Origin of the sequence: Cohnella mopanensis, from assembly GCF_022352055.1 — a bacterium.
Classification (GTDB): domain Bacteria; phylum Bacillota; class Bacilli; order Paenibacillales; family Paenibacillaceae; genus Cohnella; species Cohnella mopanensis.
Genome location: NZ_JAKRWM010000001.1, coordinates 124,994 through 148,498, shown reverse-complemented (window position 1 = coordinate 148,498; position 23,505 = coordinate 124,994). Strand labels below are relative to the sequence as shown.

At 49.3% G+C, this 23,505-nt stretch carries 23 protein-coding genes; 4 read left to right on the top strand and 19 right to left on the bottom strand.

The features are described from left to right. The first annotated feature begins 3 nt into the window (after window positions 1-3). Together uxuA and L3D05_RS00595 are read left to right on the top strand one after the other, a co-directional pair. Complete coding sequence (gene uxuA / locus L3D05_RS00600; RefSeq protein WP_239613658.1) at window positions 4-1,089, top strand: mannonate dehydratase; 1,086 nt, start codon at window positions 4-6, stop codon at window positions 1,087-1,089. Then, the gene (locus L3D05_RS00595; protein WP_239613657.1) at window positions 1,086-1,940 is read left to right on the top strand and encodes an SDR family oxidoreductase; all 855 of its coding nucleotides are present in this window, start codon (window positions 1,086-1,088) and stop codon (window positions 1,938-1,940) included. Before uxuA ends, L3D05_RS00595 begins: the two co-directional genes overlap by 4 nt. Before the next feature lie 73 nt (window positions 1,941-2,013). Here L3D05_RS00595 and L3D05_RS00590 read toward each other — a convergent pair whose 3' ends face one another. Then, complete coding sequence (locus L3D05_RS00590) at window positions 2,014-3,522, bottom strand: alpha-glucosidase/alpha-galactosidase (protein ID WP_239613655.1); 1,509 nt, start codon at window positions 3,520-3,522, stop codon at window positions 2,014-2,016. Between the two features lie 118 nt (window positions 3,523-3,640). Continuing rightward, window positions 3,641-4,540: an AraC family transcriptional regulator gene (locus L3D05_RS00585; RefSeq protein WP_239613653.1), complete on the bottom strand. Its 900-nt coding sequence runs from the start codon at window positions 4,538-4,540 to the stop codon at window positions 3,641-3,643. Between the two features lie 120 nt (window positions 4,541-4,660). Between L3D05_RS00585 and add the strand changes: the two genes are divergently transcribed. Beyond that, window positions 4,661-5,731: an adenosine deaminase gene (gene add, locus L3D05_RS00580; protein WP_239613651.1), complete on the top strand. Its 1,071-nt coding sequence runs from the start codon at window positions 4,661-4,663 to the stop codon at window positions 5,729-5,731. A 47-nt stretch (window positions 5,732-5,778) separates the two neighbouring features. On the opposite strand, the gene L3D05_RS00575 is transcribed toward add, so the two are convergent. The 7 genes from L3D05_RS00575 to L3D05_RS00545 all read right to left on the bottom strand — a co-directional run bounded on the left by L3D05_RS00575 (window position 5,779) and on the right by L3D05_RS00545 (window position 13,075). Further along, window positions 5,779-6,762, bottom strand: coding sequence for a sugar kinase (locus tag L3D05_RS00575; protein ID WP_239613649.1), 984 nt, complete (start codon window positions 6,760-6,762; stop codon window positions 5,779-5,781). After that, window positions 6,759-7,403 carry a bifunctional 4-hydroxy-2-oxoglutarate aldolase/2-dehydro-3-deoxy-phosphogluconate aldolase gene (locus L3D05_RS00570; RefSeq protein ID WP_239613647.1) on the bottom strand — a complete coding sequence of 215 codons (645 nt, stop codon included), beginning with the start codon at window positions 7,401-7,403 and terminating at the stop codon, window positions 6,759-6,761. The genes L3D05_RS00575 and L3D05_RS00570 overlap by 4 nt, the downstream gene beginning before the upstream one ends. Before the next feature lie 131 nt (window positions 7,404-7,534). Next, window positions 7,535-8,374 carry a helix-turn-helix transcriptional regulator gene (locus L3D05_RS00565; RefSeq protein ID WP_239613645.1) on the bottom strand — a complete coding sequence of 280 codons (840 nt, stop codon included), beginning with the start codon at window positions 8,372-8,374 and terminating at the stop codon, window positions 7,535-7,537. Then, complete coding sequence (locus L3D05_RS00560) at window positions 8,367-9,239, bottom strand: sugar phosphate isomerase/epimerase family protein (RefSeq protein ID WP_239614724.1); 873 nt, start codon at window positions 9,237-9,239, stop codon at window positions 8,367-8,369. The genes L3D05_RS00565 and L3D05_RS00560 overlap by 8 nt, the downstream gene beginning before the upstream one ends. A gap of 41 nt (window positions 9,240-9,280) precedes the next feature. Next, a complete protein-coding gene (locus L3D05_RS00555) occupies window positions 9,281-10,354 on the bottom strand; it encodes a Gfo/Idh/MocA family protein (protein ID WP_239613644.1) in 1,074 nt (357 codons plus the stop codon). A 2-nt stretch (window positions 10,355-10,356) separates the two neighbouring features. After that, a complete protein-coding gene (locus L3D05_RS00550; RefSeq protein WP_239613642.1) occupies window positions 10,357-11,490 on the bottom strand; it encodes a Gfo/Idh/MocA family protein in 1,134 nt (377 codons plus the stop codon). 658 nt (window positions 11,491-12,148) lie between these two features. Continuing rightward, window positions 12,149-13,075 carry an AEC family transporter gene (locus L3D05_RS00545; protein WP_239613640.1) on the bottom strand — a complete coding sequence of 309 codons (927 nt, stop codon included), beginning with the start codon at window positions 13,073-13,075 and terminating at the stop codon, window positions 12,149-12,151. Between the two features lie 113 nt (window positions 13,076-13,188). Here L3D05_RS00545 and L3D05_RS00540 point away from each other — a divergent pair, with 113 nt between their 5' ends. Next, complete coding sequence (locus tag L3D05_RS00540; RefSeq protein WP_239613639.1) at window positions 13,189-13,497, top strand: hypothetical protein; 309 nt, start codon at window positions 13,189-13,191, stop codon at window positions 13,495-13,497. 99 nt (window positions 13,498-13,596) lie between these two features. Here L3D05_RS00540 and L3D05_RS00535 read toward each other — a convergent pair whose 3' ends face one another. The 10 genes from L3D05_RS00535 to L3D05_RS00490 all read right to left on the bottom strand — a co-directional run bounded on the left by L3D05_RS00535 (window position 13,597) and on the right by L3D05_RS00490 (window position 23,370). After that, a complete protein-coding gene (locus L3D05_RS00535; protein WP_239613638.1) occupies window positions 13,597-14,253 on the bottom strand; it encodes an SGNH/GDSL hydrolase family protein in 657 nt (218 codons plus the stop codon). Window positions 14,254-14,414: 161 nt separating this feature from the next. Beyond that, on the bottom strand, window positions 14,415-15,488 hold the full coding sequence (locus L3D05_RS00530; protein ID WP_239613636.1) for a DUF5050 domain-containing protein: 1,074 nt from the start codon (window positions 15,486-15,488) through the stop codon (window positions 14,415-14,417). A gap of 14 nt (window positions 15,489-15,502) precedes the next feature. Beyond that, a complete protein-coding gene (locus tag L3D05_RS00525; RefSeq protein WP_239613634.1) occupies window positions 15,503-16,714 on the bottom strand; it encodes a D-alanyl-D-alanine carboxypeptidase family protein in 1,212 nt (403 codons plus the stop codon). 246 nt (window positions 16,715-16,960) lie between these two features. Further along, entirely contained in the window at window positions 16,961-17,875 is a 915-nt protein-coding gene (locus L3D05_RS00520) for an L-lactate dehydrogenase (RefSeq protein ID WP_239613632.1), read from the bottom strand. 20 nt (window positions 17,876-17,895) lie between these two features. Further along, entirely contained in the window at window positions 17,896-18,675 is a 780-nt protein-coding gene (locus tag L3D05_RS00515) for a formate/nitrite transporter family protein (RefSeq protein ID WP_239613631.1), read from the bottom strand. Between the two features lie 89 nt (window positions 18,676-18,764). After that, window positions 18,765-18,935 carry a hypothetical protein gene (locus tag L3D05_RS00510; RefSeq protein WP_239613629.1) on the bottom strand — a complete coding sequence of 57 codons (171 nt, stop codon included), beginning with the start codon at window positions 18,933-18,935 and terminating at the stop codon, window positions 18,765-18,767. Window positions 18,936-18,950: 15 nt separating this feature from the next. Beyond that, window positions 18,951-19,688: a YwaF family protein gene (locus tag L3D05_RS00505; protein ID WP_239613628.1), complete on the bottom strand. Its 738-nt coding sequence runs from the start codon at window positions 19,686-19,688 to the stop codon at window positions 18,951-18,953. 784 nt (window positions 19,689-20,472) lie between these two features. Beyond that, entirely contained in the window at window positions 20,473-21,138 is a 666-nt protein-coding gene (locus L3D05_RS00500) for a response regulator transcription factor (protein WP_239613626.1), read from the bottom strand. Beyond that, the gene (locus L3D05_RS00495; RefSeq protein ID WP_239613624.1) at window positions 21,131-22,543 is read right to left on the bottom strand and encodes a sensor histidine kinase; all 1,413 of its coding nucleotides are present in this window, start codon (window positions 22,541-22,543) and stop codon (window positions 21,131-21,133) included. The genes L3D05_RS00500 and L3D05_RS00495 overlap by 8 nt, the downstream gene beginning before the upstream one ends. A 20-nt stretch (window positions 22,544-22,563) precedes the next feature. Further along, window positions 22,564-23,370 (bottom strand): alpha/beta hydrolase, encoded by an 807-nt coding sequence (locus L3D05_RS00490; protein ID WP_239613622.1) that lies wholly within the window; start codon window positions 23,368-23,370, stop codon window positions 22,564-22,566. Between the last annotated feature and the right edge of the window lie 135 nt (window positions 23,371-23,505).

Genomic DNA, 23,505 nt, shown 5'->3' with positions numbered 1-23,505 from the left:
GGAATGCGCATGGTTTTCCGTTGGTTTGGTGAAGGGAACGATACAGTAACGCTAGAGCAGATCAAACAGATTCCGGGCGTGGAAGGCATCGTCTGGTCCTTGCATGATCTGGCTGCCGGAGAAGAATGGCCGATGGATCGCATCGAGAGCCTCCGGGATCAAGCCGCGAGCGCGGGATTGCATATCGAGGTCGTCGAAAGCGTCAACGTCCATGAGGATATTAAGCTGGGTCTTCCTTCTCGGGAGAAGTACATCGCGAACTATATCCGCACGATCGAGAAGCTCGCTCGCGTCGGAGTTAAAGTGATCTGTTATAACTTTATGCCTGTATTCGATTGGGTGCGGACGGATTTGTTTAAACAGATGGATGACGGCTCTACCGCGTTATTCTTCGAGAATAGCAAGACAACGAACATCGATCCATCCGAACTCGTTCGCGAGATTACTCATAATTCCGAACTAAGCATGCCCGGCTGGGAGCCGGAAAGATTGGCGCACCTTACTTCCTTGTTCGACGCTTATCGCGAAGTGACAACCGAGGATCTATGGCGTAATTTGGGTTATTTTCTAGATGCCATTATCCCCGTAGCCGCGCGTAACGGCATCCAAATGGCCATCCATCCCGATGATCCGCCATGGCCTATCTTCGGTCTACCGCGAATCATTACTAACCAAGCGAATTTGCGAAGATTCCTAACTTTGAACGACAGCCCGTCCAACGGGATCACGCTTTGCAGCGGGTCGCTCGGAGCCAATCCGGACAACGATATTATCTCGATGGTTCATGAGTTCGCAGACCGTATTCCTTTTACCCATATTCGCAACGTACGCGTATACGATAATGGGGATTTCATCGAAACTTCCCATCGAACTCAGGACGGAACCGTCGATATTGCCGGAATCGTGCAGGCTTACCATGAGAACGGTTATAAGGGCTATTGCCGCCCTGATCACGGAAGACATATTTGGGGCGAGCAATGCCGTCCAGGTTACGGACTATATGATCGGGCTCTAGGAATTATGTATTTATGGGGAGTATGGGATGCCATGGAAAACACACGTCGACGCGAAGAGAGGAAATCCGTATGAAGGAATGGCCGATTCACCCTTATCTAGCTAATAAAGTCGTGGTCATAACGGGCGGCTCCGGCATTCTGTGCCAAGCGATGGCTATCGAGCTAGCGAGACAGGGTGCTAAGATCGCGATCCTGAATCGAACGGTGGAAAAAGGAGCCGCGGTCGCCGAGCATATTCGCGAACTTGGACATAGCGCGATCTCCGTAGCTTGCGACGTCACCGATGCGGAAAGCGTCACTGCCGCCGAGAAATTCGTCTACGAACAATTAGGCCCTTGTGACATCCTAATCAATGGAGCCGGCGGGAATCATCCTAGCGCAAACACGACTAACGAAACCTTCCGATTAGAGGATTTAGACCATGCGGATCGGACAACATTTTTCAATCTGAGCGTACAGGGCTTCCGAAACGTGCTCGACCTCAATTTCATCGGCACGTTAATTCCGACGCAGGCTTTCGCTAAACGCATGATCGGACGGACGGGTACGACCGTAATTAATATTTCGTCGATGAGCGCACCGAGCCCGATGACTAAGGTTCCCGCTTATAGCGCGGCCAAGGCTGCGATAAATAACTTTACGCAATGGCTATCGGTTCATATGGCGGAAGCAGGCATTCGCGTTAACGCGATCGCGCCGGGTTTCTTCTTAACTGAACAGAACCGCAAGCTACTGACGAACGAGGATGGCTCTTTAACTGAACGGTCTCATAAAATCTTGTCCAACACGCCTATGCGGCGCTTCGGCGAGCCGGACGATTTGATCGGAACGCTGCTCTGGCTGGCTGATCACACCACCTCCGGTTTCGTCACCGGAACCGTTATCCCCGTGGACGGCGGCTTCATGGCTTTTTCGGGAGTCTAACACGCAATAAAGGGGTTGTACGGGCGAGAGCCCCGTACAACCCCTTTCAATCTTGGCTAATCGCCCGTCAGGCTTAGTGCCCTACTTTCGTCCGCTCTTTGCCTTTGTCGGATTCTCCGGCGTTCTTATTCGCTGCCTCGCGATCCTGTTGCATCTCTGCTACAGACTTGATCTTCAAGCGCGCAGCACCGCGGTACCCTTCGTTCGTCGGAATAAGGTTGCCCGCAGCCAGACGTTGCTTGGCTTCGGCAATCGCCGATCCGTATTGCGGCAGCCAGTTCTCCTGCGCTACAAGCATCTCATCGACCATCTGCCAAATCTCTTTCGGATTGCATACCGCTCCGACAAGCGGATCCATCATGAAGGCTTGACGCAACAGCTTGTCATCGCCATGCACCGCCGCTTCAACGGCCAGCCGTTGCACGGAAATGCTGACATTACATACCGCTGCCGGCCCTAACGGAAGCTTGCCGACAAGCGGCATTGAAATCCCGTTGCGATCCGCATACCCCGGCGCTTCGATAATTGCATCCTCGGGCAAGTTCGCAATAATATCGTTGTTCCTGACATTAAAATGCCCCCGGTACACCCGACCGGTTTCCAAGCCCTCGATAATATAAGAACCGTGCTCTTCTCCCCGTTCTTCGGGGGCATATTTCATGGCCGGTTCCTTCATCCAATTCGGAAAATCCGTCTCGAACCAGTTGCGTCCTTCCGTGCACACCCGCAAGTATCCGCCCGTCTCCCCATTTATCCAAATGCCTAGGTCGATCCATTGCTCGATCTCGTCCGGACGTTTACGATACCATGGCACGTATTCGCTCAGATGTCCGTTCGATTCCGTGCTGTAGTAACCGAACCTACGGAGCATATCGATGCGTACCTTCTCCGTGCGGCTGAAATCCGGATGTTTCTCGAACGCTTCGAGCAATTTCCCGGTCAAATCTTCTCCATTGTGGCGAATTTGAACGTACCAGGTTTGATGGTTGATTCCCGCGCAAATGATGTCTACATCCTTCTTATTCAGCCCGAAAGCCTCGGCGATTTGCCAATGCCCTCCTTGTACGCCGTGGCAAAGCCCAATCGTGCGCACGCCTCCGTATTGATTGCATGCCCAAGTGAGCATGGCCATCGGATTCGCATAGTTCAGTAGCAGCACATCTTCCGCCGCAACCTCGCGAATATCCTTGCAGATTCGCAGCATCTCCGAGATACCACGTTGACCGTACATGATACCGCCTGCCGACAACGTATCCCCGACGCATTGGTCGACACCGTATTTCAACGGAATGTCTACGTCCGTCGCGAACGCTTCCAGACCTCCGACTCGAATGGTACAAAATACGTATTTCGCTCCTGCCAAAGCTTGACGACGATCCGTCGAAGCTTGAATTCGGATAGCAAGCCCGTTCTCCGTAATATCGCGTTGGCAAAGCTCCGTGACCATCTCGAGGTTGTGGGAATTAATGTCCGTAAAAGCAACCTCAATGTCCTTAAACTCGGGCACGCTCAGTAAGTCTCGAAGCAAACCGCGGGTAAAACCAATACTGCCTGCGCCAATGAATGCGATCTTGAATGCCATGTTCTATCCCTCCAGATTCATGTCCAATGAATGAATTCAATGGTTCCATTGTAACAAGCCCGGATAGGTAAGCGTTATCAAAATCATGACCATGTTGGCTTTATACTGTCAACAATCCTCACTTTTTGATCTCAGAATAATGGTGAGTATTCATCGTATTGCGGAAGGCTATAGGGGTCATTCCCACATGTTTCTTGAACAGTGCATGGAAGTATTGCCGACTTCCCGCCCCGACGTAATCGGAAATGTCCGTAACCGGAATATCGGTATGCAAGAGTAGCATTTTGGCCTTCTCCATTCTGACGACCGTCAAATATTCCATTAACGTTTGTCCTGTTTGTCCTTTGAAAATCCTTTGCAAATATCCGGGATGCAAGTTCACGTAGGACGCAACCTCCTGAACGAGGATATTGCGATCGTAGTTCTGATGCAGAAAATCGATGCTTTGCTTGACGTAATGGTCGGCCTGTTGCCAGCCGTTCTTCTGCGAATCGGCTCTTAGCCTGCTTATCCGAATGAATAACTGCGACAAGATTAAGCGATCGACAATCCCTCCATCGCCGCCCCTCTTGTCCAATTCCAATACCAAGCTTTTTAACGAATGATACACTTCATCCGGGTCTTGCAGCTTCAAGTAAGATACGGGAGCTTCCACCATCGCGCGAAGCGAGTCCTCTTCATCAGCGATTTGCTTAATCGACGGAAAACCGCCCGAATGCTCAACAAAACCGAATTCAACATTGAGCATACGGCATGTTTGATCGACGATCAGCCGATGCGGAACGTTCGCGTCCAATAAAATAAATTCGCCTTTCGTCAGCTTGATCGTGCCCTGCCGTCCCGCTCCACCGTCCCACTCGACAATGCAATCCCCTTGGATGACGTACATGATCTCGGTCGAATCATGCTGGTGGAAAGCCATGCGGAAACCTTCCCACTGTCTGAAATAATATGCGAATATGCTTGGAGAATAGTCAGCCTTCAACAAATCGGAATCGAAAATACTGCCGTTAGCCATGGTAACCCCCCATAACGAATTTTACCTCACATTTACATAATCTTAATGTTCAGTTGATTACAATAACAGCGAATTCATGTTATATTATATAACATACATTTTTTAAGGGAGTGAATTTAGATGGTATCGTCGCGTCTTTTGTCTGAGCTGCCGAAAGTAGATTTACACGTACATCTTGACGGTTGCATTAAACCTGCTACGCTGCTGAAACTAGCCTATCGCCAAGGTATTCCTCTACCCTCTTACGAGACTATAGATTTAATACCTTACGTTCAGGTTGACGAAGATTGCACGAACCTAACGGAGTACTTAACGAAGTTCGATTTCGTGCTCCCCTTCCTGCAAACGAAAGAATCGTTGGAGCAAGTTGCATTCGAAGTCGTAGAACAAGCCGCAGAGCACCGGATTAAATATATCGAGGTCAGGTTCGCACCGCAATTGCACAGGGACGGCGGATTGTCGACTGCCGACGCGATTCATCACGTCATTGAAGGCTTGAAGCAAGGAGAAGCCCGTTATGGCGTGAAAGCAAGGGCCATCGCCATCTGCATGAGGCACCATTCAGAGGAGACTAATTTGGAAGTCATCGAAGCCTCCTCCCATTATATCGGACATGGGCTGGTCGCTGTTGATTTAGCTGGAGACGAAACGAATTTCCCCGCTTCGCGCTTCCGCAAAGTGTTCTCTCGGGCGCAAGAACTCGGCATTCCCGCGACGATACACGCAGGCGAAGCTGCCGGTGCCGATAATATCGAAGAAGCGGTACTCCATCTTGGAGCTCGCAGAATCGGACACGGCGTACGGCTTAAAGAAAACGATGACGTAATGAACATGATTAAAGAACATCAAATCCCGCTCGAGCTATGCCCGACAAGCAACATTCAAACCAAAGCGGTCATCGGGTGGGAGGCTTATCCGATAAGGGAATATTACGATCAGGGGATCATGTTTACGATTAACACGGACAATCCCGGCGTCTCCGGCACGGATATTACGAATGAATATCGCGTTATCGCGGAGAAATTCGGGTTCACCTTGCGAGAGATCACGAAGCTGATCCTTAATGGAGTGGAAGCGTCTTTCCTTGAACCTGAAGAGAAACATGCTTTGAAGCTCGATTTCGAACAAATCTTAACTAAGCTAGGTGTGTACGACTTCCCTGAATTGCCTAGTTCAACTGCGCCTCATTAATAAAAAACCGAGCGTAGGGAGAGATCCCCGCTCGGTTATGTTATGAATTACCGGGTAATTTCCTTGCCGCCAGACAATAGTCTATGAAGCTCTTCCCGTTTCGGAAGACCTTCCCAATCCCCTTTGTACTGCGTAGCCAATGACCCCATAAAATTAGCTCTTTCCAACGCTTTAAGCAGGTTTTCCTCTTGCTCCATATCTCCGTTCTCAAGGAATCTAGATAAGAAGCCGGCAGCGAAAGCGTCGCCTGCACCGACCGTGTCCACGACTCTTGAGACCGGGAACGGCTTCGCGATAACCGTACGATCGCCGACGAAGCCCATGGATCCGCGTTCGCCAAGCTTAAGCACGACGGCACGGGCACCCATTTCCAGGAAACGCGCTCCGTATTGTTGTTCCGGCAGCTCCCCGACCAGGAACTCCGCTTCTTCGATTCCCGGCAAGAAAATATCGCAAAGCGGGATCAGGGAGAGCAACATAGACCGCGCTTCCTCTTCCCCCCACAGCTTACGGCGCAAGTTAGGATCGAAGGAAATCGTCATCCCCTGCTGCCTTGCTTGCTTCATCAATTGTTTGACCGCGTCGCCAGTCTCGGGTCCGAGCGCAGGCGTTATGCCCGTAACATGCAAATGTTTGGCCCCTTGAAGCCAAGTAGCTTCCACATCGCGTGGCGTTAAGCGGCTAATCGCCGATCCTTTGCGGTAATAATAGACGTTCGGATCGCCATAGCCCTTGAATTCCTTGAAATAGATCGCGGTCGGATAAGCGGAATCCCTAACGACTTGCGTAACGTCTATCCCCTCGCCCGCGAGAGTCGACAAGATGACATCACCGAACGGATCGGAACCTAGACGGCTAATCCAGCGTACTTTGAATCCCAATCGGGATAATCCGATCGATACGTTCGACTCCGCGCCCGCGATCGAACGGGTGAACAATGGCGCATAAGCCAATGAGCCTTCGCTCATCGGTTGAAGCAGTACCATGCTTTCCCCTATCGTAACGACATCCGCTTCCCGCGGGGCACTCATACCGTCTTCGCCCCTTGAACCTCATTGACGAACGCTTGCGCCAGTTTGCGCAGCTCGTCGAACTTTCCATCCTTCACCAGCTGCTTGTCGACTAAGTTTCCACCTAAGCCTACAGCTATCGCGCCGGCGTCCAGTACGGAATTAATATTTTGCAAATTGACTCCTCCCGTTGCGACCATCGGGATATGGTTGAGCGGAGCTCTAATTTCTTTCAAATAATTTATGCCGAGTGAACCCATTGGGAATACTTTGACTGCGGAAGCCCCCGCTTTGTAAGCCCGAACGATTTCCGTAGGAGTCATCGTGCCCGGCCATACTTCTACGCCCTTCTCTACTCCATAATAGATCACTTCTTCGTCCAAGTTAGGCGAAATAATGTACTCCGCTCCTGCGGCAATCGCTTCCTTGGCTTGTCCTAAGTCAAGAACGGTGCCCGCGCCGATGCGAAGACGTCCTTCATAGGCTTCACGGAAACGCGAAATCATGTTCAGCGCGCCGTCGGTATTTAAAGTAACTTCAAGGAAGACGATTCCGCCGTCCGCCAAAGCTTTAGCAGTTGCATCTCCGGATTCCGCGGAAATTCCGCGAATGATCGCTACGATTTTCTCGCGGGACAAAGCTTGCATGATTTCTGAAGGCATATGAAAACTCCTTTGGACTTTAGGTATAGTTGCACTTTAGCCAACGTAACCCATTTTACCACCACTGTCGATGTGATGAAACACCGGATTCCTGCATAAAAGTAACGTATTTTGACTATTCAGTGCTTTCCTTATCTTTTCATCGTCGTCTGGTCGTCTTTCAACTGTTTCTTGTAACGTTCCGGAGATACTCCCACATGATCTTTAAATAGCCTGCTGAAATGCGCAAGATGCTTGAACCCTAGACGAAAGCTCACCTCGGTGACCGCCAGCATCGGATGGAGCAAAAATAAAATTCTCGCTTCGTTGATCCGCTTCCGGTATACGTATTCGAATATCGTGACTCCGGTCACCTGCTTGAAAATTTTCGCTAGATAAGATTTGCTCAGATGAAGCTCCCGTTGCAGTTGCTCCATGTTCAGTTCATCGTCTGAATACCGCTCCTCTAGCAAGGCGATGACCTCTTGAACCGTCTTCTCCTTCTCTGAAGGAAACACTCGCTGTTCCTTAAGCGGTTGCAGACAACGCTCGTATATGAAATGAAGCAAATCCACGAACGCTAGCCTTAATCGTCCTTCGCCGACTTCGTCGCCCCGTTGCTGGTAACCATGCATGACATCGAGTATCCTCTCTACCTCCGCCCTATCTTCCCCTCTTAAGCTAAGCCTATAATTCTTAAATTGCTCGAACGGCTGCAAAATCGGAACGACTTGCGGTAATTCCGTATAGGGACGGAGGATAGCAGGATCGAAATGGATGATCGACCGGACGTACGGAACCAATGGGTCGATCTTCGGGCAGTGGAGCGTCATTCCGTACATAAGAATAAGATCGCCGGGCGCAAGATGATAGATCTGGTCCCCGATCAAATAATTGCATTTACCCTCGTGAAAATAATACACCTCATAGAATGTGTGAGAATGGAACACCGGATCAAACACGCCATTGGAGCGATACAAATACTCAAACATCCGATGGTTTCTCCGCGAGCAGTCCCCCGATATACTCGGAAAAATGATTCAGCATGCGCGAAGAATCCGAAAACTGCCCGCTAAAATCTTCGACTCCCAAATAGCCGTCATATCCTACCGAGATCAGATCGGCAATAACCTGTCTCCAAGGCACCATTCCGTCCTTGAGCCCGGCCCACATACATCCCCAGTCCTTGCTTCCGTCACCCGTTGTCTCCTTGACGTGCCATCCCGCGTTCTTCACATGGACATGTGCCAAATACGGTCCCAACAGTTCCAAGGCCATCCGGTAGTTCTCGAAGCCTTCATGTACCGAATTACCCGGATCGAAGAGAACGCCAACCGCATTCGGGTCCAAGCCCTCGACCAACCTTCGCGCACCTGAAGCCGAAGCAGCTATCGTGCCGTGATGAATCTCGACTAAACCTTTAATCCCATACTTCCGGCAGAGCTTCTCCGCGTCCTTCAAATAAGTCCTCCCGAGCTCGAATAACTCAGTGAAAGATTGGCTCCGGTCATACCCCGGCACGCCCAGACGAATATAAGCTGCGTCCATATACTGCGCGGCCTGCAATACTCTCTCCGTCTCTTCCAAATCTCCGGCCTTCAAATAAGGAGTAACGCTCAAGTTCACTAACCCATGACGATCCGCCGCTCTCTTGAATCTATCTAGCTCCTCCAAACCTCCTGACGGATTGATCGTGCAGCGATTATTGCCCCAGAAAGAAGGAGCTTCTTGCGCCGTATCCGCCGAAGTCATCTTATAGCGCCATTCGATGCCATGCAGACCCGCTTGCGCTGCCGCTTCCGCCAACTGTTCCGGCTCCAACTCCGGCGTCGCGACCGTGAATATCGATAGTTTAATCATCTTGATATCCCCCTTGATTAGGTATGTTTATCCGATTTCTATTCGATACGGACGGCTTGGGCTTGCGCGCGCAAGCATAGCTCAGCTGCTTTGAAGGTATGCGCCTGAGTCATCGCAAGTTCGGTACGGTTCAGACAATCCAATATGAGCTCGCCGAAGTAGGGAAACCCGACCTTCCCGCCGAGTTCCATACGAAACTCTCCTTCTCCGTTCACTAGATAAAGTTGATCCCCAGTGTTCTCTCGCCCAATGTCGACGTACTTGCGTAACTCGATATATCCTTCCGTCCCCATAATTACCGTTCGGCCGTCTCCCCAAGTCGATAGACCGTTAGGGGTCAACCAATCCACGCGAAAATAGTTCGTTGCCCCGTTGTCGCCAACGAGCGTCGCATCTCCGAAGTCTTCCAGCTCCGAGTAGCCCTTGTTGTTATAATTCGCCACTTTGCTATGGAGCACCTTGGCATCCTCATTGCCGGAATAGTAGAGGAACTGTTCAATCTGGTGGCTTCCGATATCGCAGAGAATGCCTCCGTACTGCTCTTTCTTAAAAAACCAATCCGGTCTCTGCGGCGCATTCAGGCGATGCGGTCCGAGCCCCAGCACCTGTACGACGCGACCGATAGTTCCCGTTTCAATAAGCTGTCCCGCGAACACCGCGCTTTCCACGTGGAGACGCTCGCTATAATAGACTGCGTATTTGCGGCCGGTCAATTCGACCACTCGTTTCGCTTGATCTAATTGCTCCAATGCCGTAAACGGGGTTTTGTCGGTGAAATAATCTTTCCCGTGCTGCATCACTCTGACTCCGAGCGGTCCGCGCTCGCTAGGAATAGCGGCCGCAGCTACGAGCATCACTTCCGGATCCTGCAAAATTTGCTGCTCGGATTCGGCAGCTCGGACATGCGGATACTTATCGATGAACTTGCGCACCTTGTCGGGATCAGGGTCATACACCCATTTCAACGTTGCGCCTGCTTCTTGAAGCCCATTACACATCCCGTAGATATGCCCGTGATCAAGCGAAAGGGCTGCGAAAATAAACTCTCCAGTTTTCACTACCGGCCGAGGTTTCCCTTGCGGAGCGTAATTCATGCCATTTGAACGGGACATCATCATTCTCCTTTACTATTGCCGTTAGGCGAGCGCGCGATTTGCTCTTGCAGCTTGTCGTAGAACAGGTTCTCATCGATCGGCAGATCAACCCAATTGTCCGTCCAAGTCGATAACAGCATCGCGTTGGATATCGACAAACCTCTGATCCCCTCTTCGCCCGGCGCTAGCAGCGGCGTTCCTCGAACGATAGCGCTAATCCAATCCCGCGTAATCTCCTTATGCTGGGCCCCTCCTGCTCCAACGGGAATCTCGCTTTTCCACACCTCGGGTTGCGCGAAGGCCGAGGTGTTGACGCGGTTGAACTCCGACTCTAGTTGCCTCAACCGCCAGAAGGTCAATTTATCGTCCTCGATCACGATTTTGCCGCGATCTCCGGATATCTCGAATCGATTAGTGCCCGGGCATTCATGCGTTGAGGTCACGAACACCCCCGTTGCGCCGTTCTCGTATTCCGCGTAAGCGGTTACGTCATTCTCGACCTCGATATCGCGATGCTTGCCGAACGCGCAGAACGCGCGGATTCGCTTCGGCATCAAGCCGGTCGTCCACTGCCACAGATCCAATTGGTGAGGGTCCTGATTGATTAGCACTCCGCCGCCTTCACCCGCCCAAGTCGCTCTCCAACCGCCCGAATTGTAGTACGCTTGCGAACGGTACCAATTCGTAATGATCCAATTCGTACGTCTAACCTCACCGATTTCCCCAGACGAGATCAATTCGCGAAGCTTCGCGTACAGCGGATTGGTGCGCTGATTGTACATAATTCCGAACACTTTGCCGCTTGCTTTCGCCGCTTCGTTCATCTCCCGAACCTGCCTTGTATATACGCCCGCTGGCTTCTCTACCAGCACATGGAGCCCGCAAGCGAAAGCATCGATCGCTTGTTTCGGATGATCGTAATGCGGAGTACATAGCAGCACTCCGTCGACGGCACCGGATCGAAACATCTCTTCAGGGGTTCCGAACGTACGGACGCGATCTCCCCAGTGCTCCTGCGCCAGCTTCAAGCGCTCGGGACTAATATCGCTAACGGCCGCTAACTCAGCATCTGCCACTTGACCTTCAATCAAATACTGAGCGTGGCCAGTTCCCATGTTCCCAAGGCCTACAATACCGATTCTCACTTTACTCACTGGGGATCGCCTTCTTTCATCTGTGGTTTTCTTCTACAGATATTGTACCACTTTGATTGTGAGTGAACTTCACTCTCGGGAATGATTAAGCGCCCTCATTTAACTGTGAGTCTACTCGTGCTTATAACTTATCCTCTTGCAGTCTTTCTCGTTATCCCCTTCGTTCAGAATCGCCAACATCGTTTTATTGATCGAATAACGGGAAAGAGGCTATCTCTATTGGTCTTAATCGACCTTTGAGATAGCCTCTTTTCCGAATTTGCTGGGATTAGTGCCGTTTCGCGGCACTATTTGGCTCTACGGAGCTCGCTAGCTGGGATTAGTGCCGTTTCGCGGCACTATTTGGCTCCGCGAAGCTCGCTAGCTAAGATTAGTGCCGTGTCGCGGCACTATTTGGCTCCGCGAAGCTCGCTAGCTGGGATTAGTGCCGTTTCGCGGCACTATTTGGCTCCGCGAAGCTCGCTAGCTAAGATTAGTGCCGTGTCGCGGCACTAATTGGCTCCGCGAAGCTCGCTAGCTGGGATTAGTGCCGTGTCGCGGCACTATTTGGCTCCGCGAAGCACGCTAGCTGGGATTAGTGCCGTTTCGCGGCACTATTTGGCTCCGCTGAGCTTCGCTAGCTGGGATTAGTGCCGTGTGGCGGCACTAAGTTTAGATCTCACACCCGAAGCAAGTAGATAACCGCGGTGACGGTTATGATACTTAGCGTCGTGGATACGAGTACGGTCTGCGAAGCGAAATCCTTCTCGTTGTCGAACTCGACAGCAAGCAATACGCTAGACAGCGAGGTCGGAACGGCCGACGATACGATCAGCGCCGCGGCAACAATCCGTTCGACATCGAATAGCAGAACGATTCCCCATGCGAGCAGTGGACCCGCAATGAGACGCAGCACAGAAGCTAAGCCGACATCCAGCGCGAGCTTGCGGCTGATCGTGCCTTTCATGCTGCCTAACTGCACGCCAAGCGTAAATAATGCAGTCCCGATAAAAGCATGGGACAAATACCCGACGGATATGCTCATGAATTCCGGCAACGGAACATGAAACCCGCGCAACAACAGAGCAAGAGGAATGACATAAATGACAGGCATCGAGAGGATGACCTTACGAATTTCGCGCCAGTTCGCTTTATGGGCGTTAACGCTATAGATGCCATAAGTATTCGGAATAAGAGATTGCATCATCATAATAATGATCTGGACGGACAACGTGTAAGGATTGCCTGCGAACGCCAACTGATTGATAGGGATACCGTAATTCGCGCTATTGTAGAACAGAACGCTGTTCCTCATGGCCGCACGCATGCCTCCGTTATATTTTCGCAACCGAACGACTGCCTCTAGCAAGCCATACTGAGCTACCATGAACACGACAAAGAAGAGTAGAACTTGCCCGAACAGTTGCGCGGAAATCGCGGTTCCGTACAGCAACTCGAACATGATCGCCGGCGAGAATAAATAAAAATTCAGCTTGGAGAGCGTCTTAATGTCCAAAGTAAAAATCCGATGCAAAATAATGCCAAGACCGATAATAAGCGATAGCGGAAGCACGTTATTCGTGAGTATAAGCAGAAAAATGTCCATGCGGTCTATTATCCATCCCCTGCCGCATCCCGTCAAACCCTAACTTCATGCTATACTGATTCTGAAGCTATCGGAAATCAAACCCTTATTTCTCGAGCAAAGGATGAAACACCATGGCTTTTGGCATAAAAAGAGCAGAATTGAACGCGTGGAAAGCATCCGTCACTAGAGGAGAAACCGCCTTCTTAACCCACTACTGGTTCGATCCTCGTTTTCCCGAATTTCGCACGGTGACGAAAGTCGGCAACGCGAATCTCGAACGATTAACCGAATGGTGCTTGGCCAACGGACTCAATCCCAGGTACATTCATAACCGTCCTCCGTTTCCCCATTTCGACTTAATGGGAGCGAAGCAACAAGAAATTTTACGCAAAGAAAATTTGACCCTCCACTTGGAGCGATTCAATATGAACCAAAACTAAAGCGTAAATTTAGCAGCACTAGCCGGATCCTCTTCGAAGCGCAAAAAAAACCGCCAACCTCTCGCATAGAGCGAGCCAGTGTTGGCGGTTTTGTTAGGTTTAACCTCTATTCCAATCAAACCCGACCTTGTTCAGGAACGCTCGGGCAAGAACGACATGACCCGCTTGCGTCGGATGAACGCGATCCCAAGCTAGTGTCGCGGCGTACAATTCCTTCAACACCACGTTAAACGCAGCTTGAGTATCCACGAACAGAGTTCCCGTTTCCTCCGCGATCTTCTTGACGATCGCCCCGTACTCATCCATAGTCCGGCGCATGGCATCTTGCTCGTTACTCTCCAAATAGAAAGGCGTCATAAGTACTAGATTAGCGACATGCGGCTTGGTTTTATTTACTAATGCCCGTAATGTCTTCTCATATTTATCCGGATACACATGCCATTCTTTAATGAACGGGGTATCGTATTGGCGCCATACGTCGTTCGTACCGATCATGATCGACAGCCAGTCTGGCTTCCGGTCCAGTACATCCTCTTGCCATCTAGCTTCAAGATCGACGACATTGTTTCCGCTTATTCCCGTATTGATAACACGAATGCCTAGCTCGGGATATACGGCTTGAAGAAAAGCGTCCACCAACGAAACGTAACCTTTGCCAAGCGCCCCGAATAAACCTTCTCCCGCCGGCTTCGCCCGATCGCAATCGGTAATCGAATCGCCTATGAACAGTACTTTCTGATCCTTCTGCAGCAGCATCATCATCTCTCCCAGACCCAGTGATTTCCTATCAAGATTATTGACTATTGCCATTGTACAATTATTTGGCAGTCAGTTTCTAGATGGTTGTCCCACTATGTTATTGGTTGAATGATGGCATCATTGGCGGCATTTGACCATAATCGACCTATTCCCTTTACTTACAAAGCTTTTTCACGTTCACTCCCATCCCATTTCATTCTCTCTAGTTCCGCCCATTCCGCATAATGTACATAATAATAATCCCAATCACCAACTATACTTCCTATATCCCCTTGAGCTATTTTTATTTTATTTTCTCCGTTCAAATCTACCCTATAAATATAGGCTAAATCATCTTCGCCTTCTTCGATGCTATAATAAATATGGTCTCCAATGATTCTGAAGGTTGAAGTGTTATCTTTTGTAATTTCCGTTGTTCCCGTACCGTCTAAATTCATTTTTAATATCGGCCCTTCATCTCTTTCATCATCTCCTTCGTAATAGTAAATTGAACTTTCCACAACCGATAAATCCGACACATTACCAGAATACACCAAACTTTTTCCACTGCCATCCAGATTCATTTTGTAAATATCCCCATCAGAAGATATATAGTATATTTGTTCATCTATGACATATAATCTCCATGTTTTTATATCATTTAGTTGAGTTACACGTGTTCCATCCGTCCTCATGCTATAGATATTACGTGCTGAAGCATCTAAATAATAAATCATTCCACCAACTACGAAAAATGTTGAACTATCACCTTCGCTTAATTTTTCCGTCCTTGTTCCGTCAATCTTTACTCGATAGACAGGTCCCTCGTTGACTTCGCCCCTTTCGCTATCTTCACGATTGCAGTAGTAAACCCAATCCCCCACCACATTAATGTTGCTTGCCGCATGATCGCTAATTTTTTCTTTTTTTCCGTTTTTCACATTGACTCTATATAGCTCACCTTCATCCCAATAATCGCTTCTCTCTTCCCTAAGATAATAAATCCAATCCCCTTGTATTGCGGCAAATCCTCCATTTTGCAAATTTCCCGATGTGTTGCCATAAACGTTAATTTCGCTTTCAAGCTCTGAAGACGGTTCCACTTCTTGGCTATCGATTTTTAAATTTCCTTCGACTTTTGTGGACAAAGGAATCACCTGGTTTAAGTCATTTTCTTGTTTAGAAGTGCAACCCATTAACATACTGAAACTAAACACAAAAACTAAAAATGTCATTTTATAAGGCAATTTCATTCCATTCACCTGCTTTAGTTTTTCTTAGGTTTATAGTTCCAGTGCCAGGTTTCATAGTAATTATTGGATCCATCTTTAAATTTAGGTTTTTCTTTATCAAGATATGGATTGAATCCAAATTTCTCAGCATTTGCTTCAAGCCATTTTAATTCATTTGTTTGAGCTTTTCCTTTCTGAGGATCATTAAGATCCAAATCAATCGCTAAACCCCATCCATGATTACTAGTTCCAGGCGTTGCAGCACGTTTGGAATCTTCACCGTATTTTTTGAAATATTCTTTTTGTACTTCTAACGTTCGATAGCCCTCAGAAGTCCCACTTGCCTTAAACCTATTAATATCAATAGTTTTATCTTTTGAAGCTTCATTTACCATTAATGCCCATGCTACCGCTGCTTCATTTTGTAGGTAGGCATCTCTATCTTTGGTTGCTGGTACTCTAGCTAATTTACTTACATCAAGTTTTCCGTTACCTTTATTGTCTTTTCTTGGTTCTATACCCGGTTGTTCTGGTTTCCAATTCTTTAATACATCCGATTTCATTATGGAATCATAAGTTAACCCTTCCTCCGCTAGCTTTTGCAAAAGCTTAAGCGTAGCAGCATCCGCTTTACCAGTAATGCTTAATCCTTGACTGTATTGGAAAATAATGAGTGCAGAGGACGATTTAACACCCATTTTGCCATCGACGGTACCGATATTGAATCCCATTTTGCTCAAGTAATATTGAACTTTTTGATTATTCGTATATTTCTCCGGGGGCGGAGGGATTTGGACTTTCTTTTTCGTTTCTCCAACTCCTGTATCGGCTTTGTAGGCAGATGTAGTGACTTCATTTACCGATTTGGCTTTTATCTGCTCTTTGGAGTTGCCTCCATTGCTAACCCCGCCTGGCGAACCTCCGGCGTATTTCGTAAGCGCAAAGATGTATTGGCCGTTATTCATCTCTGAAGCATTCCGAACGAGTCGAGCTTCCGCTTGTTCGTAACGTCCAACCGTATTGACCATAAATTGGTTGAGTTCTCTGACCATGCGATCAAGCTCTCGTAGCTGCTGGCTTGATCGATTCAACCGCGAGCCCACGTTTCGGCGGGCTCTGACGGCGCCTTCCACACGATACTCCATCGACGATACTTGCTGCTGCATGTTCGTAAACGTGCTGATAGTCTGGTTCAGTTTGTCTTGCTCCACCCTGACGTTACTTAGATCAATACGGAATCGAGACATCCCCTTCGCTCCTTCGACAATGAACTCTCAATTTAATCTTTTAACAATTTTCTACATTTTTACCTAAATTCCTTCACCCTTTATAGAAACTTTAAGTTATTGCTTTCGGAATGAAAGCCAAGAGTAACGAGCTGTGCGCTAGACGCCAATAAAACAGACCAGCCCGAAAAGTCCGGTTAGCCAGAAAATATCAAAAACCGCCCGAAAAAGGGATTTCCCTCTCTCAGGCGGCGACTAGTTATATTTCTATGAAATCGATTCGATCAAGCCCTTGAGCTTATCGGCGGAACGATGAAGGAGACTCCGCTCCTCATCCGTCAACTGGATAGGCAGCACTTCCCTCACTCCATGCCTGTCGACGACGCACGGAACTCCCAAGAAGACATCCGATATCCCATGATAGTCCTGAAGTAAGGTCGATACGTTCAGAACCGCCCCTTCGTCCCGAAGGATCGCCGTGCAAATCCGGTCTAACGCCAGGGCGATCGCGTAATAGGTCGCTCCTTTGGCGCTAATGATCTGATAGGCCGCGTCGCGAGTGTTCGTGAAGATTTCTTCCTTGTCTTCTTCGTCTAATTGCAACTGGGATCCCGCCACGTTGGCAAGGCTCCAGATCGGCAACTCCGAATCGCCATGCTCTCCAACGATATGGGCATGCACGCTGCGCGGATCGATAGCCAACTTATCTCCGATCAAATAACGGAAACGGGCGCTATCCAGCAATGTTCCCGAACCGATGATCCGATTAACCGGCCATTGCGATTTTCTCCAAGAAAAATAACTCATAATATCGACCGGATTCGACGCGATCAACAAGATGCCATGCGAGTTATACTTCAGAACCTCGGTAATGATGCTATCGAAAATCGCCACGTTTCGCTTCAGAAGATCGACGCGCGTCTCTCCCTCTCTTTGCGCTGCCCCCGCCGTGATGACGATAATATCCGCTTCCTTGCAATCCTCGTATGTACCTGCCCACAGCTTAGCTCCGCCTAGGAACGGCATGCCGTGGTTCATATCCAACGCGTCGCCAACGGCTTTCTTATGGTTCGCGTCAATGAGCACCAGCTCATCTACCCGGTTACGCAGTAACAACGTATAGGCTGTAGTCGAACCTACCGCACCTGCTCCGATGATGACAATTCTCGTTTTGTTAGCCATTATCTACACTCTCCCAGCATCTAATCTTCCATAAAAGGCTTATTCACATAATAATACATATAACCCATTAGCAGTCCGCCGCCAATCAAGTTACCTAGCGTAACCGGAATCAAATTGTGCATGACCCCCGCAAAAGATATCGTTCCAGGATGGTTAAGCACGAGTGCGATCGCGAACGTGCACATGTTGGCGATGCTATGCTCATATCCGGATATGAAGAAGCAGAACACGAACAGCATCATAGCGAACATCTTGGCTCCGTCGCTCTTCATGGACATCGGAATGAAGAAGGCCAGACAGACGAGCCAGTTACACAGAATGCCCCGGAAAAACAGTTCCATCGTCGGCGTGTGCATCTTCTTCTCTACTACGCTGAGCAGAAATCCGTTTACGGACGAATCGTCGAAGAGACCGGTCGTATAGATCAGAAAGGCAAATACCGCGGCTCCCAATACATTCCCCGCATAACTCCATACCCATAGATTCGCTGCTGTCCCGGCTCTTATTTTTTTGCGTAACGCAGCATAGGTGTAATAAAAAGTATCTCCGGTAAACAAGTCTCCGCCGCCGTAAGAGATTAGGATAATTGCCGCACCGAACGTAAGGGCCGCCATCGGATAAGTAAGCGGAGAATGCTCCGAATAGAAGAAACTCCCTGTCTTGAAAGCGACGATAACCCCAAAACCGATGAACATGCTAGCTAACATGGAGCGCGCGAGGTAACGCATTCGGCTATGCTTATATACTTTTACTTTCTTTAAAGCCAACTGTTCGACTTTCTGTAGCGCTTCTGTCTCCACATTCACTCCCCCTCGGCATTGTCTCTTGGTTGAGATGGATTTGATGTTTTGACTGTATCATATTGAGGATTTAAACAATGTGATATTCGTCACAGGTCCGCAACGCTAATACCCGAGCCGCTAAGCAAGCCTAAGCCGATTTTCATGCAATCCGTTACCCAGCCTTGCTCTATGGAATATTTGAAAAACGTGATAAATGCCGCCAAAATAAACATTACGCCTAGAAGCGATGTCCAATGTTTACGAATGGTGGATTGCATTTTGCGATCAGCCTCCTACGAATTTGATCTGGGTTGGGGACAATCGGAACCGGAATTGCTATTACCATCGACTAGCAACCAGCGATCAAGAACTTTCACTAAGCCGAGCAAAGAAAAGCATAAAAGGAGCGCAACGAGTTCTAGTTGGAGTAAATACCACGGCCACGGAGCAAGCAAGTCTAGCAACGAAGCCGTATCCGGTTTGCGGGCGAGGAACATAAAATTAGTGCCCGCCACACTATTCGTGATCGCGGCAGGAATGGCCAGAACATGCAGCCAACCGATAGCCCGAAATACGGATGAGACGGTTGGACGATAGCCTTCAATAACGGTTAGAAAAACGCTTGAACCGATGATCGCCCCATGAGCGATGAAGAAGTGAAAATAACGGAATTCCGGATAAGTCGCATCCAGATTAGGGGTCAGCAACGCCTGCATCGCTCCCATGATCCCGAGAAAAAACGTAATTTCATATAATTTGCGATTCCGGGTAAGCAGCAATAGCGCAGATAACCACATCATGATGCTGCATAACTGAAACGGGAGAGAGTACAATCCCCAGTTGTCGGTTAGCCCGTACCAGAATTGCAGCGATAACTCGCAGCCGACGAGCACGGCGACCAACGCGTATCTGGCGTTGCGATTAGCCCTCTTCGACCGCAAGCGCTTGCGGAAGATGATGAATCCGATCACGATCGCCGATGCCATTGCCAGCCCAAGTCCATGAGCTAATGAGAAGGGTTCGAATGTCAATTCCGTTCCTCTTTTCCGCTTGTGAGATTACCTGCTCGCACCTTCATTTTAGAAAATCGGCGCAAATAAAAAAGTACCAACTTTATATGGTACCCTTGTTTAAGCAAGATCAACCGGATTTGAAATCGATGAATGAATGAGTAGAGGAGTGGCGGGGCATTTCGTGGCTTTAGAGCGGCTTTAGAGCGGCTTTAGAGCGGATTGGCCGCTTTAAATCACATAACTTTGTGGTTTTCGACCTTTTAACGTGGCTCCACCGCTTTAAATCACACAATGCGGTGGCTTTCGCGGATTTAGAGCGACTCGGCCGCTTTAAATCGCACAAAGCAGAGACTTTCGGCCTTTATTCGCGGCTCCACCGCTTTAAATCACACAATGCGGTGGCTTTCGCGGATTTAGAGCGACTCGGCCGCTTTAAATCGCACAAAGCAGAGACTTTCGACCTTTTAACGCGGCTCCACCGCTTTAAATCAAACAATGCGGTAGCTTTCGCGGATTTAGAGCGGCTCTGCCGCTTTAAATCACACAAAATGGAGGCTTACGACTATTTAACGCGGCTGTGCCGCTTTAAATCACACAATGCGGTGGCTTTCGCGGATTTAGAGCGGCTCTGCCGCTTTAAATCACACAAAATGGAGGCTTACGACTATTTAACGCGGCTGTGCCGCTTTAAATCACACAATGCGGTGGCTTTCGCGGATTTAGAGCGGCTCTGCCGCTTTAAATCGCTCAGAGTGGGGAATCACGGGTATGCGGCAATGAGGTTACTCGTTTATACGGCAGTCTAGAACAAGCCTTTATCTTTCGCTTCTTCCGCCGCTTCTTTAGAGCCTTTGGAGCCTAGTTTCTTGAGGATGTGGTTGATGTGGTTTTTGACGGTGCGGATGGAGACGACGAGTCGGTTCGCGATTTCAGTTTGTGTGTAGCCTTTATCTATGAGCTTAAGCAGCTCTAGCTCGGAAGGGGTGATCAAGTCCTGCATTTTCTTAACCTCGAATTCCCGCTCCATCCGCTTTAACCGGCGAAACTCCTCGCGCATCTGTTCCGCGGCTAGCGAACTGATCGGCGCTTCGCGCCGCGCTGCGGCCAAGATGGCTGCCGGTAACGATTCGTACTCCGATTTGATTTGATAGTCAATCGCCCCAGCTTGGAAAGAACGGAAAATCAGCTCCTTCTCCTCCATCGACGTGAGCATGATCACCCGCGCGCCGGTTGCCATCGTCACTTCTTCCGCTAAAGTTATTCCGACCGGCACACCGTCCAGCATAATATCCATTAACACGACATCGGCCGCATCCGTTATCGATTCCCCGGATAAAGTTTGCCTCACGTCATTCGGATTGTCCGCCGTATACGTAACCTCGATGTCCTTGTGCGTACCCAAATAGGCGCGCAAGCCGCGAAGCCAATCTTTGTCATCCTCGACGATCCATACTTTGACGTTACTCAAGATTAACTCCCCTTTCGGCAACCGCGCTATCCGGCATTAATAGCTTTACCGCTCCTACGCTCTTCTTCGGAAAAATCAAGTATATGCGAGTGCCGACGCCGGGCCTGCTGCGGATAAGCAACGATCCGCCGTGCTTGCGCATCACATAATAAGCATAGGGCAAGCCGAGTCCGAAGTTAGCTTCTTTATTCGACTTGGTCGTGTAGAAGGGCTCAAGAACTTTAGCCGCTTGCGCCTTATCCATTCCAGGGCCGGTATCGCGAACTTCTACGGTCAACTCTTTTTTCCCTTCACGCACGGCGATGAACAAGTGTCCTACCCCGTTCATGGCATCGATGGCGTTGGAGATCAAATTGTTAAGAGCTTCCCCGACTTGAGCCGGATCTACCATGCATCTCCAGTTGTCAGCTACCGTTAAGCTAAGCTTGATGTTTCCTAAAGACGGCTCGTGCGGTTTAATCGTCTCCCGTATGAGTGCAATTAATTCCACTTCTCTAGGCTGAATCTCCAGATCTTCCGTGCGACGGTGTACCCGCGAGATCATGTCCTGAATGTGGTGGGAAGCGTTCTGAACGACACGAATGTCTTCCAGTAGCTCCGGCTGGTTAGTCGTCTCGGCATAGGCTTTCATTTTCTCGGTAAACAAACGCATTTTCCCCACGTCGTTCTTGATCGCATGATGGAGAATGGCCGTACCGGAAGTGACCGCCCTTAGGGTCGAATCGAGCCTGCGCCGATCTATGAATATCCTCAATCCCATAAATCCGTAAGTGAACAAGCCGATCAAGAAAACCGCTATCGCAATCGCGACGATCCAAGTATTGAATCTCCACATTTTCAAGATGCCGAAGCTCGGTAGAACATAACTCATAATCATGGCGAAGAGTACCGGCGGCAACACGGCTAAGCAGATCATCCAATGGGAATGGGCCAGCGATATCGGTCTGGATTTCTTGGATAAGACGATATACGTTCCGATAAGAAAATAAGGAACGGCCCACCATACGATGATCGAATGAGAGACCGGTTCGTAAGTGTTGTAAGGCGGCGTGAAAATAACGCAAAGCACTATCGGTAAGAGCAAAATAAGATCAAGCGCCCGTTGTACGTTCCTGGATAGATTATTAGGGTGATAAGCCCTAGCGAACAGTAAATACGAATAGGGAAGTCCGTAATACGTACCTAAAGACGATCCTGCCTGAAGGAAGTACAACGCATCCTCTACCTTCTGGTGAGGATGATTGGCATGGATGTAAGGAATAAACACGTTATCCAACGTTTCGGCGAGCGCCCCCGCCCCCCCGAATACCGCAACCGCGCTCAGCCAGCGATTCACGGGGGAACGAGGATCGGCCAGCCACAATATAAGCGCGACCGCCCATAAGGCTATCCAAACAAAAAGCATAGGAAAGCTCCTATCCTATCTTAGAATTGCTGCCGTTGTAGCCAAGTTCCGCATAGCTTACTCCAGGAAGCAACATGAGAGTCATCATCGGCTAAGCCAAGGCCATGTCTCCCTTTCTCGTAAATATGCAATTCGAATGGAACTTTGTTCTTGCTAAGAGCGGAAGCAAAGAATAGCGCGTTCTCGACGGGAACGGCTCCATCGTCCGCCGTGTGCCATAGGAACGTCGGAGGCGTGTCCGGCGTCACTTGGCTCTCGCAGCTAAGCGACTCTATCAAAGCAGGGTCGGGATTAGCTCCTAATAGATTCAAAGCCGAACCTCCATGCGTATAGGGTTCCTTCATCGTAATGACCGGATAACACGGAACGATGGCGTCCGGTCGGCAGGATTGCCGCTCGATCGGATCTGCGGCGGACGGATTGCCGGAATCGTACATCGTACCGATCGATGCCGTCAAATGTCCTCCCGCGGAAAAACCGAGCACGCCGATCTTGTTGGCGTTGATTCCCCATTCGGTTGAGTGGTGCCTGACATGACGAACAGCCCGTTGCACATCTTTCAATGCGCAAGGATATTGATAAGGCGCTACTCGGTATCGCAATACGAAAGCATGAATCCCTATGCTATTCAACCATAAGGCAATCGGATCTCCTTCATGATCGGCACGCATCCCATAACCGCCGCCGGGAACGACGATGACGGCCCCTCTCCCTGTTTCGCCCGCTAAAAAAGCCTTAATAGCGGGAATATCCTCTTCCCCGCTCCCAAGTGCCCCTGGTGCACCATCCTGCCATAACCGAATCCATTCTCTATGATTATCAACCATGACTCTCAACTCCTCGTATAGCAATATCTTAATGTCGGTATTTCCATTGTAAAGGGTTACACAGGATTCGACAACGTCTCCCTCGGATGTATTCTTCCATTCGAACAGTCAGCAAGCCCCATGAGAAAGCCACCC